This window comes from Muriicola marianensis, assembly GCF_014638095.1.
Taxonomy (GTDB): Bacteria; Bacteroidota; Bacteroidia; order Flavobacteriales; family Flavobacteriaceae; genus Muriicola; species Muriicola marianensis.
On the sequence record NZ_BMFH01000002.1, the window covers coordinates 22350 to 36296 of the forward strand.

Below are 13947 nucleotides of genomic sequence, written 5' to 3' on the forward strand. Positions count from 1 at the left end.
TCTTTTATATTTAATTTTTAACATTAAATCACACAGATGAAAAAGATTACTGCATTTGTTTTTATTGCCTTTTTGGGCCTTATGACTATTACTGCTCAGGGTGATGGCATACAAAGCACTGCGATCCCGGAAGGGGACATCCCTGTAGATCCTGACGTAATAATCGGCACCCTTCCCAATGGGTTAACATACTATATCCGAAACAATGGAAAGCCGGAAGACAAGGTTGAATTGCGACTAGTAGTCAATGCAGGATCTATAATGGAGACAGACCGCCAGCTGGGCCTCGCCCACTTCATGGAACACATGAATTTTAACGGTACTAAAAATTTTGAAAAGAATGACCTTGTAAGCTATTTGCAGAGTATTGGGGTTAAGTTCGGAGCAGACCTCAATGCTTATACGAGTTTTGATGAAACGGTATATATTCTTCCTATTCCCAGTGATGATCCTGAAAAGTTGGAAAAGGGCTTTCAGATACTGGAGGATTGGGCCCATAATACGACATTGTCAGAAGAAGCCATAGATGGTGAACGGGGTGTGGTCCTCGAGGAATTACGCCTGCGTTTGGGCGCTGACCAGCGTATGCAGAAAATTACCCTGCCTAAGATCATGTATGGATCCAAATACGCAGAACGACTGCCAATAGGCACCAAAGAAAATCTGGAGAATTTTACCTATGAGGATGTGCGCGATTATTTCAGGACCTGGTACAGGCCTGATCTGATGGCAGTAATAGCCGTAGGCGATCTGGATGTGAAAACCCTGGAGGAAAAGATCAAAACACATTTTTCAAAGATCTCCAAGGCAAAGAATCCTCAGAAACGTGAATCCTATCAATTGCCCAATCACGAAGAGACCCTTATTGCCATCGCGTCTGATAAAGAAGCTGCCTTTACCAGCGTTCAGGTAATGTACAAGGATCCGTTTGAAGCACCTCAGGTGAAGACGGTCAGTGATTACAGAGACAGGCTGGTAAAAAACCTTTTCTCTACCCTGATCAACAATCGCCTTGACGAGTTGAGGAACAGTCCTAATCCCCCTTTTGTTTTTGGATTCTCTTATTACGGGGGCACTTTTGCCAGGACGAAAAACGCATACCAGTCATTTGCCCAAACAAGTCCTGACGGTCAGATGGTGGCACTGAAGGCTATCCTAGAAGAAAATGAAAGGGTGAAACGATACGGCTTTCAGGAAGGTGAATTCGATCGTGCCAAAAAGAGCTTGTTAGCCCGACTGGAAAAGCAGTTCAACGACAGAGATAAAATGGAAAGCAATCGCTTGATTGGCGAATATGTGGATCATTACCTGGAGGAGTCGCCTATCCCGGGTATCGCCTGGGAATTCAACACCACAAAAGATCTTTTACCGGGGATCCGCCTTGAGGAAATTAGTGCCCTTATCAACGGCTTTATTCACGATGACAACCGGGTGATCGTGCTGACCGGCCCGGAAAAAGAAGGGCTCGAGCAGGTGACAGAGGAACAGGTACGCACATTGCTCGATGAGATCAAGACTGCAGAGATCAAGCCATATAAAGACAGCGAAGTGAGAAACGACTTGATGGAGTCCATGCCGGCTGCAGGCACTATAACATCTTCAGAATACGATCCCGATTTGGAAATTACTACGCTGACCCTCAGCAACGGAGCCAAATTGACCTATAAGAAAACGGATTTCAAGAATGACGAGATCCTCTTTAGGGCATTCAGCCCCGGGGGTACAAGCCTTTACAGTGACGAAGAACTCCAGGCCACCTCTTTTGCCAATGGCGGCCTGACGGAAGCAGGGATAGGAGGATTATCACTCAATGACATGTCTAAATTCATGAGTGGTAAGATTGTGAGGGTGAGGCCTTTTATCAGCAGTTTTAGTGAAAATTTTGACGGGTCTGCGGCCCCAAAGGATTTGGAAACCCTCTTTCAGATGGTCCATCTGTATTTTACTTCCCTCAACAAAGATGAGGAGGCATTCCAATCTCACATGGCAAAGCAAAAGAGTTTTCTAGGAAATCTCATGGCCAATCCACAGTTTTATTTCCAGGATCAGATCAGCAAAATTAGGAATGAGGGGAATCCCAGGTACACAGGGTTTCCAACTGTAGAGAAAATGGACGCTGCAGACTATGACCTGGCGTACCAAAAATATCTGGAACGCTTTGACGACGCCGGGGATTTCCACTTTTACTTTGTCGGTAATATTGATGAGTCGGCTTTAAAGGAATACGCCTCAACCTACCTGGCTTCTCTCCCCGGAAAGAATAGCAATGAAAAATATATTCCCACGGCCTTCCGACGAAAAGACATGTACCAAAAACATGTCATTGAAAGAGGAAGTGATCCCAAAAGCTATGTCAGCATTCAATGGGAGGAAGAGATTCCCTACGATCGTGAGACTGCCATGGCGGTAGATGCACTGGGAGAGCTGCTTACTATCAAATTAATTGAAAAACTTCGGGAAGAAGAAGGAGGAGTATACGGCGTGGGAGCTAATGGGAACCTGACCAAGATCACTTATCCCTTACTTACTTTCAGTATTTCATTCCCATGTGGACCGGAGAATACCGAAAAATTGATCGCAGCAGCCCTGGACGAGATCGAAAAAATAAAGAAGGATGGTGTGTCTCCCGAGGATATGGGTAAGATCAAGGAGACCTACTTAGTCAAGCAAAAAGAAGACCTTAAGACAAACCGATACTGGCTCACAAATATGGTCAGGGCAGATCAGGAAGAGCGGGATCTTGGATTGATGATGAATCTGGAGGGAAAGCTTGCTACCCTCACTTCAGAAGATATTCAGCAGGTGGCTCGGAAATATCTGGATGAAAACTATTTCCTGGGGATATTGATGCCTGAAAAAGAATAGATGGAATGTCCTCTATATTTCCTTAATCATAAAACTGTCAACCTATTCAGTAATCAGAACCGGCATTTGCCGGTTCTGCATTTTTCCACTTAAATATGGAGTATTTTGTGGTTTTCTTTTTCTTACCTTCAGTGAACGCTAACCCCAAACAGAATTAACGCTTTGCAATCAAACAGGTCAATTAGTCTGCTCCAATTATTGAGATTTTCGATACCGCTTTATTTTATATGTCAATTCTTGACAGGTTGCGAAAGAAATCAATCCGATCAACCTGTCGTTGACTATTCCTCCTGGGAAAATTACGCAGGCACTAAAGACGGCAGTAGGTATTCTTCCCTGGAGGAAATCAACCTTAACAATGTCAGCGAACTGGAGGTAGCCTGGCGTTACAGTTCGGGAGACAGGGACACGCTGAACCGCTCCCAGAATCAGTGTAATCCGATTGTAATAGACGGTGTATTATACGGTTCTTCCCCGCGGCTGAAACTACTGGCCCTCAATGCCGCCACCGGGGAACCCCTGTGGGTGTTCGACCCGGCTGAGGAAGACAGCGCGCTCGCCCAGGACCCCTATCGTTTCTATAAGGTCAACAGGGGAGTGGTGTACTGGGAAGGGGACCAGGAGAATGAGAGCCGATTATTTTATAATGTCGGAGCTCGCGTTTATGCCATTTCAACCATCACCGGCCGGCCCATCCGCGCATTTGGCAAGGAGGGGTATATCGATCTGAGTCAGGACCTGGACAGGGATCCCGGCACTTTCAATCCGTTTATTGCCAATACATCCCCGGGTATCATCTACAAAGATCTGATCATCCTGGGTTCCCGTGTGGCCGAATCCGCCGATGGGGCCCCGGGCCATGTTCGGGCCTATAACGTGATCACCGGAAAACGCGAATGGATCTTTCACACCATTCCCCATCCGGGGGAAGTCGGATACGAATCCTGGCCTGATAAGGAAGCTTATAAGAAGTTAGGGGGAGCGAACAGTTGGGCTGGCATGTCACTGGATGAAAAGAGGGGGATCGTCTATATCCCAACAGGATCTGTTTCCGGGGATTTCTATGGAGGTATTCGGGAAGGCGAGAATCTCTTTGCCAATTCCTTGGTTGCCCTCGACGCCAAGACCGGAAAATATATCTGGCACTATCAGACGGTACATCACGATCTGTGGGACCGGGACCTGGCCGCCAATCCCAACCTGGTAACACTCAGAAAGGAGGGAAAGGACCTGGATGCAGTGGCCCAGATCACCAAGCACGGGTATGTATTTCTCTTTGACAGGGTTAGCGGAGAACCTGTATTCCCGATCGAGGAGAAGGCTGTATCTCAGAATGCCCTGCCCGGGGAAAAACCCTGGGCAACGCAACCTGTTCCAACACTGCCGGAACCTTTCGCCAGGCAGGATTTCAGGGAGGAGGACGTCACAAACCTGACCCCTGAAACCCATGATGAAATGCTGAGGCGATACAAACAGATCAAGTACAGAGAGATGTTTCATCCCCCGAGTAAAGAAGGCAGCTGGATCTTCCCCGGATTCGACGGGGGAGGGGAATGGGGAGGAGCTTCGGTAGACCCCGAAACCCAGGTCCTGTATGTCAATAGTAGTGAACTGCCCTGGGCTATGATCATGGTAGATGTTCCTGGGAATGATATAATATCCGGATCCTCTTCGCCGGGAAGGAGCTTATACAACAAGTATTGTTTCGCCTGCCATGGCCTGGATCTGAAAGGAAACGGGACCTCTTTTCCTTCCCTTGAGCAGGTCGGTAACAAGTACAGCGAGAGTGAAATCGTGAATATTCTCAAGAACGGGATCAATATGATGCCGGCTTTTCAACAGATCCCGGATCATGAACAGGACGCCCTGGTCACGTTTTTAAGGGAAGGAGAATTCGAGTTGGAAACCCCTGTTGAGATGGCAAAAGAACCGGCGACATCCGGTGTTTCATCAGGAGGAAGTCTTTTGGATGAAGTGCCCTACCAAATGGCAGGATATACACGTTTTCTGGATGATCAAGGGTACCCGGGCATCACACCTCCATGGGGAACGCTTAATGCCGTCGATCTCAATTCAGGAAAATTGTTGTGGAAAGTTCCATTGGGCGAATATCCGGAACTGACGGCCCTGGGACACCCTAAAACCGGAACCGAGAATTACGGCGGACCTGTGGTTACCAAGGGCGGACTCATTTTTATTGCCGCTACCAAGGACTCAAAGATCAGGGCCTTTGACAAGAAGACAGGGGAGGAGGTCTGGGCTGCAGACCTGCCGGCACCCGGATACGCCACTCCAAGCGTGTATTCTGTTAATGGCAAGCAGTATGTGGTCGTCGCCTGCGGGGGAGGTAAGATCGGCAGTATTTCCGGGGATGAGTACGTGGCCTTCGCCCTGCCCTGAATCTCAAATCAAGGATTTTTCTGGTCAAAAATTGACCTCAAATATTGTGGATGGAACATCTCTATTCCCTAAAAAATTCCGATATTGCACCCCCGTTAGAAAGACAGGTTCTTTCCATTCACGGAGTGTTAGCTCAGCTGGTTTAGAGCACTGCCTTGACAGGGCAGGGGTCGTTGGTTCGAATCCAATACACTCCACATCACTCAGAAAATCCATGCGGTACTGCGTGGATTTTTTTATCCCCGGAAGTTGCCAAATTTATTTGAGCGACTAGAGGGGATAAAAACATCACATCCCGCTCCCGGCGGGATGTGGATTTTCTAATTGCAGCCGTGGATTGATTTTGGATCACGAGAGAATCGAGTAATCCAATTAAGGAGGGGATAAAAACATCACATCCCGCTCCCGGCGGGATGTGGATTTTCTAATTGCAGCCGTGGATTGATTTTGGATCACGAGAGAATCGAGTAATCCAATTAAGGAGGGGATAAAAACATCACATCCTGCTCCCGGCGGGATGTGGATTTTCTAATTGCAGCCGTGGATTGAGTTTGGATCATCGCAAGAATTGAGATAATCCAAAGAGCTTAGCGGGAAATGCAAAAATAACTGCGCCGCTGACGCAGGATTTTCTATCCCACTTTCATCGGGAGAGATTCGCGGAAGATTCATTAGTCTGATCCATATCCCATTCTCAGTCGCCTCTTGTATTGAGTAACCCAGGTTACAGGACGGCAGCTATGACCGCGGTACCTTTGTCTGGTTTAAAATAAAAGACTATACATATGGCAACAATAAAGCTCACTGCCGAGCAATTCAAGGAAGAAATATTCGACTATACCAAGGAAAAAAGTTGGAACTACAAGGGTGACAAACCCGCTATCATTGACTTCTATGCCGACTGGTGTGGTCCCTGCAAGATGGTGGCCCCCATCCTGGAAGAACTCAGTGAAGAACATCCGGAGATGGTTATCTACAAGGTGGATACGGAGGTGGAACGGGAACTCTCCGCCGTTTTCCAGATACGCAGTATTCCAAGCATGCTCTTTATCCCCATGGAAAAACAGCCGATGATGCAAGCGGGAGCATTGCCCAAACACGTGCTTAAGGAGGTGATTCAAAAGGAATTGTTGAGTCCGGTGTCATAGAACCTTAGATTACTTTTATCTGGGTATGGCCGGCGTAAAGGGAGCCTTTTAAACGGTTGGGTGAGGAATTTCGTTGTTTTCCGGTAAGCACCTATGGTAGCCCGGTTCTTCCGGGAAATTAATAATGCGGTCCCCATCGATGCAAGCGGTGACCTTGTTAATAACGAGAGCGACTAGTGAATTTAGATTGGCTTAGATCAACTCTAACACCCGCTCCAAGGCCATACCCCGTGACCCCTTGATCAGGACGCTTCCTTTTGTAAGTGGGTGTTGTTTCAAATGGGCAGAAAGATCCTCAAAGGTTTTAAATTTTTCTCCTTTTACCGAGGCCAAAAAAAAGTTTTCTCCTACAAAATATCGATTTTCTAGAGGTAGCTCCCGGGTGATATCTGCAATGGCCTGATGCTCTTCGGCAGCACTTTCACCCAATTCGAACATATCCCCAAGGATAATAGTCTTGTGATCTCCCGGAGCCAATTGAAAAGCCTCCAGGGCTACCTTCATGCTAGAGGGATTGGCATTGTAGGCATCCAGGTATATCCTAAGTCCATTTCGATTCAGGATCTGTGAGCGGTTATTCTCAGGAAGGTAGGTTTCTATACCCTTTTTTATGAGGTACAGTGGGACGTGGAAATGAATTCCCATCAACACAGCGATTGCCGCATTGGGGAAGTTGTACTTCCCGGGAAGGTTTGTATGAATTTCTGTGTCTTCAATTTTCAATTTTACCAGGGGAGAAGCTCCAAGGAATACGATCTGTTGGTCGGAGGCAGTACTCTGGCTGAATCCTGTCTTATTGGGATAATCCCGAAGTTTTTCATCCTGGATAGGGTCATCGGCGTTCCAAAAGATATGAGCTTTTCGCGTCATCAGGTTTTGGTATAGCTCGCTCTTGCCTTTGATCACTCCTTCCACGCCGCCGAATCCTTCCAGGTGGGCTTTGCCGAAGTTGGTTATATAGCCGTGATCGGGTAAGGCCAGTCCGCTCAGGAATTCGATCTCTTTCTGGTGGTTGGCCCCCATCTCGATTACCGCTATTTCTGTGTCCTCCTCAATGCTGAGTAAAGATAAGGGTACCCCGATGTGGTTGTTAAGGTTTCCGGATGTAGCTATAGTTTTGTATTTCTGGGAGAGTACAGCGTAGATAAGTTCCTTCGTTGTGGTCTTTCCGTTACTGCCGGTCAGGGCGATCACAGTTGCCCTGGATTGAAGTCGGTGATATGTGCCCAGTTGCTGTAGAGCCCGGAGCACATCCTCTACCAGGATAAACCGATCGTCCAGCTTGTATTCTTCCTCATCGATCACGGCAAAGGCAGCCCCTTTTTCCAAGGCCTGCCGGGCAAATGCGTTGCCGTTAAAATTGGGTCCTTTAAGGGCAAAGAAGATTCCGTCCTTTTCTATTTTCCGGCTGTCTGTACTGATGTTAGGGTGCTTCTTGTAAATGTGGTATAGAGCCTCTTTAGTCATGGGCTAAAGATAAAAAAAGCCCCGACTTTTACATCGGGGCGGGGACATTACTTATTACTGCTAAACCTAATCAAAATCTATGTCTAAAATGATAAGTAAACTACTCCTCATGGTTTTAAAAAAAGAAAAAATAGCGCCCTTAATTTCCCCCGGGCGCTATTTAACATCCCTTGCAAAGATCCCTAATCAAATGCAAAACCTGTGGATGCCCTAAATATGAATGCAAAAACTACAATAATATAACTCGCCATAAATAACCAGGAAAGTACTTTCAGATACGACTTGGCGAACTGGCTGCCAATATTCTTAAATGCCTCCAAATAAAGTTCCTTCATTAACATAACACTTTTCATAACTTCTAAGATTTGGGTTCTTACTTTTTAGTTTTTTTATCTGTTTGAGCGGATGGGATTGAACTTCATATTTTCATCCGACCGGTACTAGAAAGGGAATTCTTACAAAAAAGTATTATAAATCGATAAAACGCACAAAAACACGGTGAAATACACAAAAATTAGTATATGAAATACAAAAAATATAATTTGAAATAGGTTTTAAACCTAAGAATAGATCTATTTATCGAATGCTTAATAGTAAAATTCAGACAATTTTTACAGTGTAAATCTCAGTAATATTTGGGCACCCCTAAGCAGAGAATTACCCTCCCCGGATAATTAAAGCTGACTCAAAGGGTTGAGGTATAGTTATGATCAGTTTTAGATTTCGGGCTGCAGGCTGTGAGCTAATATGTATTCTTTCCATGCATTCCAAAAGGCCTGGGAGATTCGCTACATGGTTTCATAAAATATGGCTCGCCTCAATTTATACCCAGTTTTCTTTGAATATAAATGATAAACAAGGCGGCGCATAAAAGGAGAAAATAAAAAGCCCCGGCTAATTTGCCGGGGCTTAAGTCCTAATATATAATCGGAAGAATTATTTCACTTTTTTACCGCGAACTGTTTTGTTCTTGGACTTCGATTTAGAACCAACTCTAGACATGGCGCATCGGAATCCGATATAATCTGTGGCCATATACTGGGGCAGGAATCTCCTCTGGGCAGGATCCAGCCAATAAGCCCTGTCTCTCCATGACCCTCCTTTGTAAACCCTCACTTCGTCATTGATCAGGGTAGTCCTGTTGTTGCTGGTATCATAACCTCTCACAATATTACCAAGAGAGTCTCTCTTTACCTCATGTTTAGGGGAATCGTACATCTTGCGCTGATTTTCTTCGTCCTCTTCGTCGCTGAAGCGATCAAAGAATCTGGAAGAGCCAGGATCACCATCCCGGTAGGCGCGGTTATCGCTATCTGAGAAATTGGTCCTCAGGTAAGTCTCATTTTCGTCAACCGGAACCATCAGGATCTCTCCGGGAAGGTTTACGGCTACTACTTTTCCGTTAGGCAGGGTGTCGTAAACGATACTGTCTCTCAGAATTTCCACTTTGCCATCATCTCCAATAGCCGTCTTCGTGTAGATGTTTCCTCTATAGTAGTTGAAGTCGCTGATCTCATCATCCACGATGGGTCTGTACACATCGGCAACCCACTCCGCCACGTTTCCGGCCATATCGTACAGTCCAAGATCATTGGGTTTATACGATTTCACCTCGGCTGTGATATCGGCACCGTCATCGGACCATCCGGCGATCCCGCCGTAGTCTCCTTTACCTTGTTTGAAGTTCGCCAGCTGATCGCCTCGACCAACTCTTTGTCCGTTCCTTGTGTATTCTCCTTCCCAGGGATACTTCTTTCTCCCCCGGTAATTATTGTATTCCCTTGTGCCCTGTAAGGCCTGAGCTGCATATTCCCATTCGGTCTCAGTCGGAAGTCTGTATTCCGGGGTAATGATCCCGCTGCTTCGTTTGGCGAATACAGACACTGAATCTTTTTGCTTATTTCCCTGAAGGGAATCGATCTGTCCGTTATAAACAGATTCTGGTCGGTTGAGGTAAGCTTCTGTACTAAAGGTACCCGCGATCTCACCGGTCACAGCCTGATATTTGGCGTCCTTTGCCAGATACCCTTCCCGCTCCAGCACGGCCTCATTGACCCGGTCTGTCCTCCACTCGGCAAATTGAGTGGCCTGAACCCAGTTTACGCCTACTACAGGATATTCGGCATAGGCGGGGTGGCGGAGGTAATTGTTCGTCATGGTCTCATTGAAGCCAAGTCGGTTTCTCCACACTAGAGTATCCGGAAGAGCCCCCTTATAAATATTGGCATATTTTGGATTTTCCGGCGGATAGACGCTTTTGAGATAATCCAGGTACTCCAGGTACATCACGTTGGTCACCTCAGTCTCATCCATATAAAAGGATTGTACGTGCTGTTGAGTAGGAGTATTATTCCAGTCGTGCATCACATCGTCCTGGACCTTACCCTTAATAAAGGTACCTCCTTCAATGAATACCAGACCGGGAGATGTTTCCTGCTCCTTAAAATCCGAATTGTATTGAAAGCCTCCTTCTTTAGCATTGATCTTCCATCCAGTAGCCCTGGATACGTTTTTGGAACTGGAGGACTTTTTACAGCTGGTGGCTGTAAAACCTGCCACGAGCACGGTGCAAGAGAGTACAACTTTGATAAATTGTTTTTTCATCTGTTGATCTTTGATTTAATAATTCTTCAGATTCCGGCAGAGAAGACTGTTCCGATTCTCAATTCTCTTTGCGAAACCTGATCCTTATAGGACTTCCTTAGGTTTTGTCTTTCCGTTAAACAGGATTGACGGGTTTACTTGATTTCATGGTATTTCCGGCTACTAGAACGACGATTTACCTATAATATTTTACAGGCAGAAAATTTCTTCAAGGCCTTTGCCCATAGAGTTTCGGGCCGGTAATACAAATTGATAACGGAACAAATAACATTATATTATGGGTTTTTCCTTTTCTTTACGGTCAGGGGTGTTAATTTCTGCAGAGGGGGATTCCCTGCCCCGGAATCTCTGACCCCATCGATAAAACACACCTTTTTACAAAGGGATTGAAGTAAAATAATGCCTTAGACTGTACAAGATATTTTTAAATTGACCGTTAACCACATGTACAAAACATGGGAACCCAACTTCTCAGGGGACTGTAAGAGAACTCAAAAGAATTCGAGATTTCGCGATAAGGGCCCCACAGTATTAGAATTCGACAGGGTTTAAAAAGATCGATTAAGAGAGAAATATGAGAAAATTAGTAGGCATTTTGTTGCTGGTTTTTGTGAGTAAGGGCCTGGCCCAGGAGGATAGAGTAATCACCACCGCGGTGCCCTTTCTGACCATTGCCGCGGATGCTCGTGCGGCGGGAATGGGCGATATGGGAGTAGCCACTTCAGTGGATGCGTTCTCACAACAATGGAACCCGGCAAAGTTTGCATTTGCAGAAAGGAAAATGGGCATAGGTGTGAGCTATACGCCATATCTGGAAAGTATCATCACGGATATTTCCCTGCTCAACGGAAGTTTCTATAACAAGATAAATGAGCGAAGCGCCTTTGCCTTCTCCCTTCGTTATTTTACCCTGGGAGAAATCGAACTCAGGCAATTCGCCAATGATCCGGGAACGCTGGCCAAGCCTAATGAACTGGCTTTAGACGGTTCCTATTCCCTGAAGCTCAGTGATAAATTCTCCATGGCAGTAGCCGGTAGGTTTATCCGCTCGAATCTCAGACTGCCCGAGATCAGCAACGTGGATTCGCAGGCTGCGAGTTCCTTCGCGGTAGATGTCGCCGGGTATTTCCGGTCTGATGAAATTGCCTATAACAATTATAACGGTCGATGGAGGGCAGGTTTTAACCTGTCTAACCTCGGGGGTAAGATCCAGTACGATGAGGGAGGACAGGAAAATTTCCTGCCCACCAACCTTAGATTTGGGGGAGGGTTCGATTTTATCTTCGATCAGGACAATGTTCTTGGGATCACTGCGGAATTCAACAAATTACTCGTCCCAACCCCAAGGGATTTCGACAATGATGGGGATGTGGATTCGGAAGACAACGACCAGTACCAGCAGATCGGTTTCCTCAAAGGAGTATTCGAGTCATTCGGGGATGCCCCTGATGGCTTTAGTGAAGAACTGAAAGAGGTGACCTGGGCACTGGGTGCCGAGTACGCCTTTCAACAATCTTTTATGGTTCGGGCCGGCTATTTTAATGAAAGTGAGGATAAAGGATCGAGGAAGTTCTTTTCCCTCGGTGCCGGATTTATCTTTAAGGCAGCCCAGATAGACCTGTCCTACCTCTTCTCTTCTTCCCAGGTAAGGAACCCCCTGGAGAATACCCTGCGTTTTTCTCTTACCTTTAACCTGGGAGAGGAATTCATCAATAACTAGACCTTTACCGGAACAATATAAAACCTGCTGCCCGGCAGGTTTTTTTATGCGAAGGAATCAGGGAATTGTATCTTTAGGTCATGAAAAAAGAAACCCTATCCCTTGAATTTACGGTTTATGATTCTGAGAAGGAACTTTCTTCCGAGGATGCTGCCTTGTTAAGTCGTGCGCGGCAAGCTCGTGAAGATGCCTACGCACCTTACTCCAAATTCAAAGTGGGAGCCGCCGTTCTTATGGAAAACGGAGAGATAGTTGTGGGGAACAACCAGGAGAATGCGTCCTATCCCTCAGGGCTTTGTGCGGAAAGAGTAGCTGTCTTCCAGGCCGGGGCTATATATCCGGGACTGGCTATTCAGAAGATCGCCATAGCAGCCGGATCAGAAAGAAACCCCCTGGCCAAACCTGCAGCACCTTGCGGAAATTGCCGTCAGTCCATTTTTGAATACGAGAACAACCAGAAAAAGCCTATCGAGCTTTTACTTATGGGAGCATCCGGAGAAGTGTATAAATGCCCTTCCATTCAAGGTCTTTTGCCCTTGGCGTTTGGAAATGAATACCTTTGAACTTCCGCTGAGAAAAACAGGCTTGAGAGTGCTTAATTGCAGTCGCAATGGGGTGATAAGCTTTTTCCCTAAATCTTTTTCTCTATTATAATTATGTGTATTTTTGACTTTCTTTAAAATACCTGTTGCGGGAACATCCGGCGGGGTTAAGACAATCGAATAAATTTCATTTTCAATGAAAAAAATTACCAAGGAAGTCTACCTGAAGTGGTATGAGGATATGTTGTTTTGGCGTAAGTTCGAAGACAAGCTCGCCGCAGTCTACATCCAGCAAAAAGTGCGTGGATTTCTTCACTTGTACAATGGACAGGAAGCGGTCCTGGCAGGTGCACTGCACGCCATGGACCTTACCAAGGACAGGATGATCACCGCTTACAGGAATCACGTTCAGCCCATTGGGATGGGTGTGGATCCCAGGAAAGTGATGGCAGAGTTATACGGGAAGGTCACCGGTACTTCAAAAGGTATGGGTGGCTCTATGCACATTTTTTCCAAAGAACACAGATTTTATGGCGGACACGGGATCGTCGGAGGTCAGATCCCCCTGGGGGCAGGTTTGGCTTTTGCCGATAAATACTTCAAGCGAGACTCCGTAACACTTTGTTATATGGGTGACGGAGCGGTGAGACAGGGAAGTCTGCACGAGTCCTTCAACCTGGCCATGCTCTGGCAATTGCCGGTGGTCTTCATCTGTGAAAACAACGGATATGCCATGGGAACTTCCGTGGCGCGGACCTCTCATTCTACGGAGATCTGGAAACTCGGCCTTGGTTATGAAATGCCCTGCGGCCCTGTGGATGGTATGGACCCCGTGACGGTGGCTGAGGAAATGCACAAGGCGATTGAGCGCGCGAGAAGCGGGGGCGGACCTACCTTCCTGGAAATGAAGACTTACAGGTACAGGGGGCATTCCATGTCTGACGCCCAGCATTACCGTACCAAGGAAGAGGTGGAGGAGTACAAGAAAATCGACCCCATCACCCAGGTGCTCAATGTCATCAAGGAAAAGAAATACGCCACTGACGAAGAGATCAAGGTGATAGATGACAGGGTGAAGAAACTGGTCAAAGAGTGTGAAAAATTTGCTGAGGAATCGGACTACCCGCCGCCTCAGCAGCTTTACGATGTGGTTTACGAGCAGGAGAATTACCCGTTTGTCGAACACAAAATTTAAAGAGAA

9 protein-coding genes and 1 tRNA gene are annotated in these 13947 nt (G+C 46.5%); 7 read left to right on the top strand and 3 right to left on the bottom strand.

Annotation, left to right across the window (positions count from 1 at the left end; all coding sequences use genetic code 11):
• Window positions 1-36 precede the first annotated feature (36 nt).
• The 4 genes from IEV19_RS11000 (at window position 37) to trxA (ending at window position 6413) form a co-directional block, all read left to right on the top strand.
• Window positions 37-2865, top strand: a complete 2829-nt coding sequence (locus tag IEV19_RS11000) for a M16 family metallopeptidase (protein WP_188370799.1) — start codon at window positions 37-39, stop codon at window positions 2863-2865.
• A 237-nt stretch (window positions 2866-3102) separates the two neighbouring features.
• On the top strand, window positions 3103-5265 hold the full coding sequence (locus IEV19_RS11005) for an outer membrane protein assembly factor BamB family protein (protein ID WP_229732583.1): 2163 nt from the start codon (window positions 3103-3105) through the stop codon (window positions 5263-5265).
• A gap of 122 nt (window positions 5266-5387) precedes the next feature.
• Window positions 5388-5462, top strand: a tRNA-Val gene (locus tag IEV19_RS11010).
• Window positions 5463-6050: 588 nt separating this feature from the next.
• Entirely contained in the window at window positions 6051-6413 is a 363-nt protein-coding gene (gene trxA, locus IEV19_RS11015) for a thioredoxin (RefSeq protein ID WP_188370801.1), read from the top strand.
• Window positions 6414-6605: 192 nt separating this feature from the next.
• On the opposite strand, the gene IEV19_RS11020 is transcribed toward trxA, so the two are convergent.
• The 3 genes from IEV19_RS11020 to gldJ all read right to left on the bottom strand — a co-directional run bounded on the left by IEV19_RS11020 (window position 6606) and on the right by gldJ (window position 10484).
• Entirely contained in the window at window positions 6606-7880 is a 1275-nt protein-coding gene (locus tag IEV19_RS11020) for a UDP-N-acetylmuramoyl-tripeptide--D-alanyl-D-alanine ligase (RefSeq protein WP_188370802.1), read from the bottom strand.
• Between the two features lie 182 nt (window positions 7881-8062).
• On the bottom strand, window positions 8063-8233 hold the full coding sequence (locus IEV19_RS13905) for a DUF6747 family protein (RefSeq protein WP_308418537.1): 171 nt from the start codon (window positions 8231-8233) through the stop codon (window positions 8063-8065).
• 583 nt (window positions 8234-8816) lie between these two features.
• Window positions 8817-10484: a gliding motility lipoprotein GldJ gene (gene gldJ / locus IEV19_RS11025; RefSeq protein WP_188370803.1), complete on the bottom strand. Its 1668-nt coding sequence runs from the start codon at window positions 10482-10484 to the stop codon at window positions 8817-8819.
• 574 nt (window positions 10485-11058) lie between these two features.
• Between gldJ and porV the strand changes: the two genes are divergently transcribed.
• The 3 genes from porV to pdhA all read left to right on the top strand — a co-directional run bounded on the left by porV (window position 11059) and on the right by pdhA (window position 13941).
• Complete coding sequence (gene porV / locus IEV19_RS11030; protein WP_188370804.1) at window positions 11059-12204, top strand: type IX secretion system outer membrane channel protein PorV; 1146 nt, start codon at window positions 11059-11061, stop codon at window positions 12202-12204.
• 80 nt (window positions 12205-12284) lie between these two features.
• Window positions 12285-12767 (top strand): cytidine deaminase, encoded by a 483-nt coding sequence (gene cdd, locus IEV19_RS11035; RefSeq protein ID WP_188370805.1) that lies wholly within the window; start codon window positions 12285-12287, stop codon window positions 12765-12767.
• Between the two features lie 175 nt (window positions 12768-12942).
• Window positions 12943-13941, top strand: a complete 999-nt coding sequence (pdhA, locus tag IEV19_RS11040; RefSeq protein ID WP_188370806.1) for a pyruvate dehydrogenase (acetyl-transferring) E1 component subunit alpha — start codon at window positions 12943-12945, stop codon at window positions 13939-13941.
• The last annotated feature ends 6 nt before the right edge of the window (window positions 13942-13947 follow it).

Coding starts and splice junctions, on each gene's coding strand:
- porV (WP_188370804.1), top strand. CDS start 11,059: ATGAGAAAATTAGTAGGCATTTTGTTGCTGGTTTTTGTGAGTAAGGGC.
- cdd (WP_188370805.1), top strand. CDS start 12,285: ATGAAAAAAGAAACCCTATCCCTTGAATTTACGGTTTATGATTCTGAG.
- IEV19_RS11000 (WP_188370799.1), top strand. CDS start 37: ATGAAAAAGATTACTGCATTTGTTTTTATTGCCTTTTTGGGCCTTATG.
- gldJ (WP_188370803.1), bottom strand. CDS start 10,484: ATGAAAAAACAATTTATCAAAGTTGTACTCTCTTGCACCGTGCTCGTG.
- IEV19_RS13905 (WP_308418537.1), bottom strand. CDS start 8,233: ATGAAAAGTGTTATGTTAATGAAGGAACTTTATTTGGAGGCATTTAAG.
- trxA (WP_188370801.1), top strand. CDS start 6,051: ATGGCAACAATAAAGCTCACTGCCGAGCAATTCAAGGAAGAAATATTC.
- IEV19_RS11020 (WP_188370802.1), bottom strand. CDS start 7,880: ATGACTAAAGAGGCTCTATACCACATTTACAAGAAGCACCCTAACATC.
- pdhA (WP_188370806.1), top strand. CDS start 12,943: ATGAAAAAAATTACCAAGGAAGTCTACCTGAAGTGGTATGAGGATATG.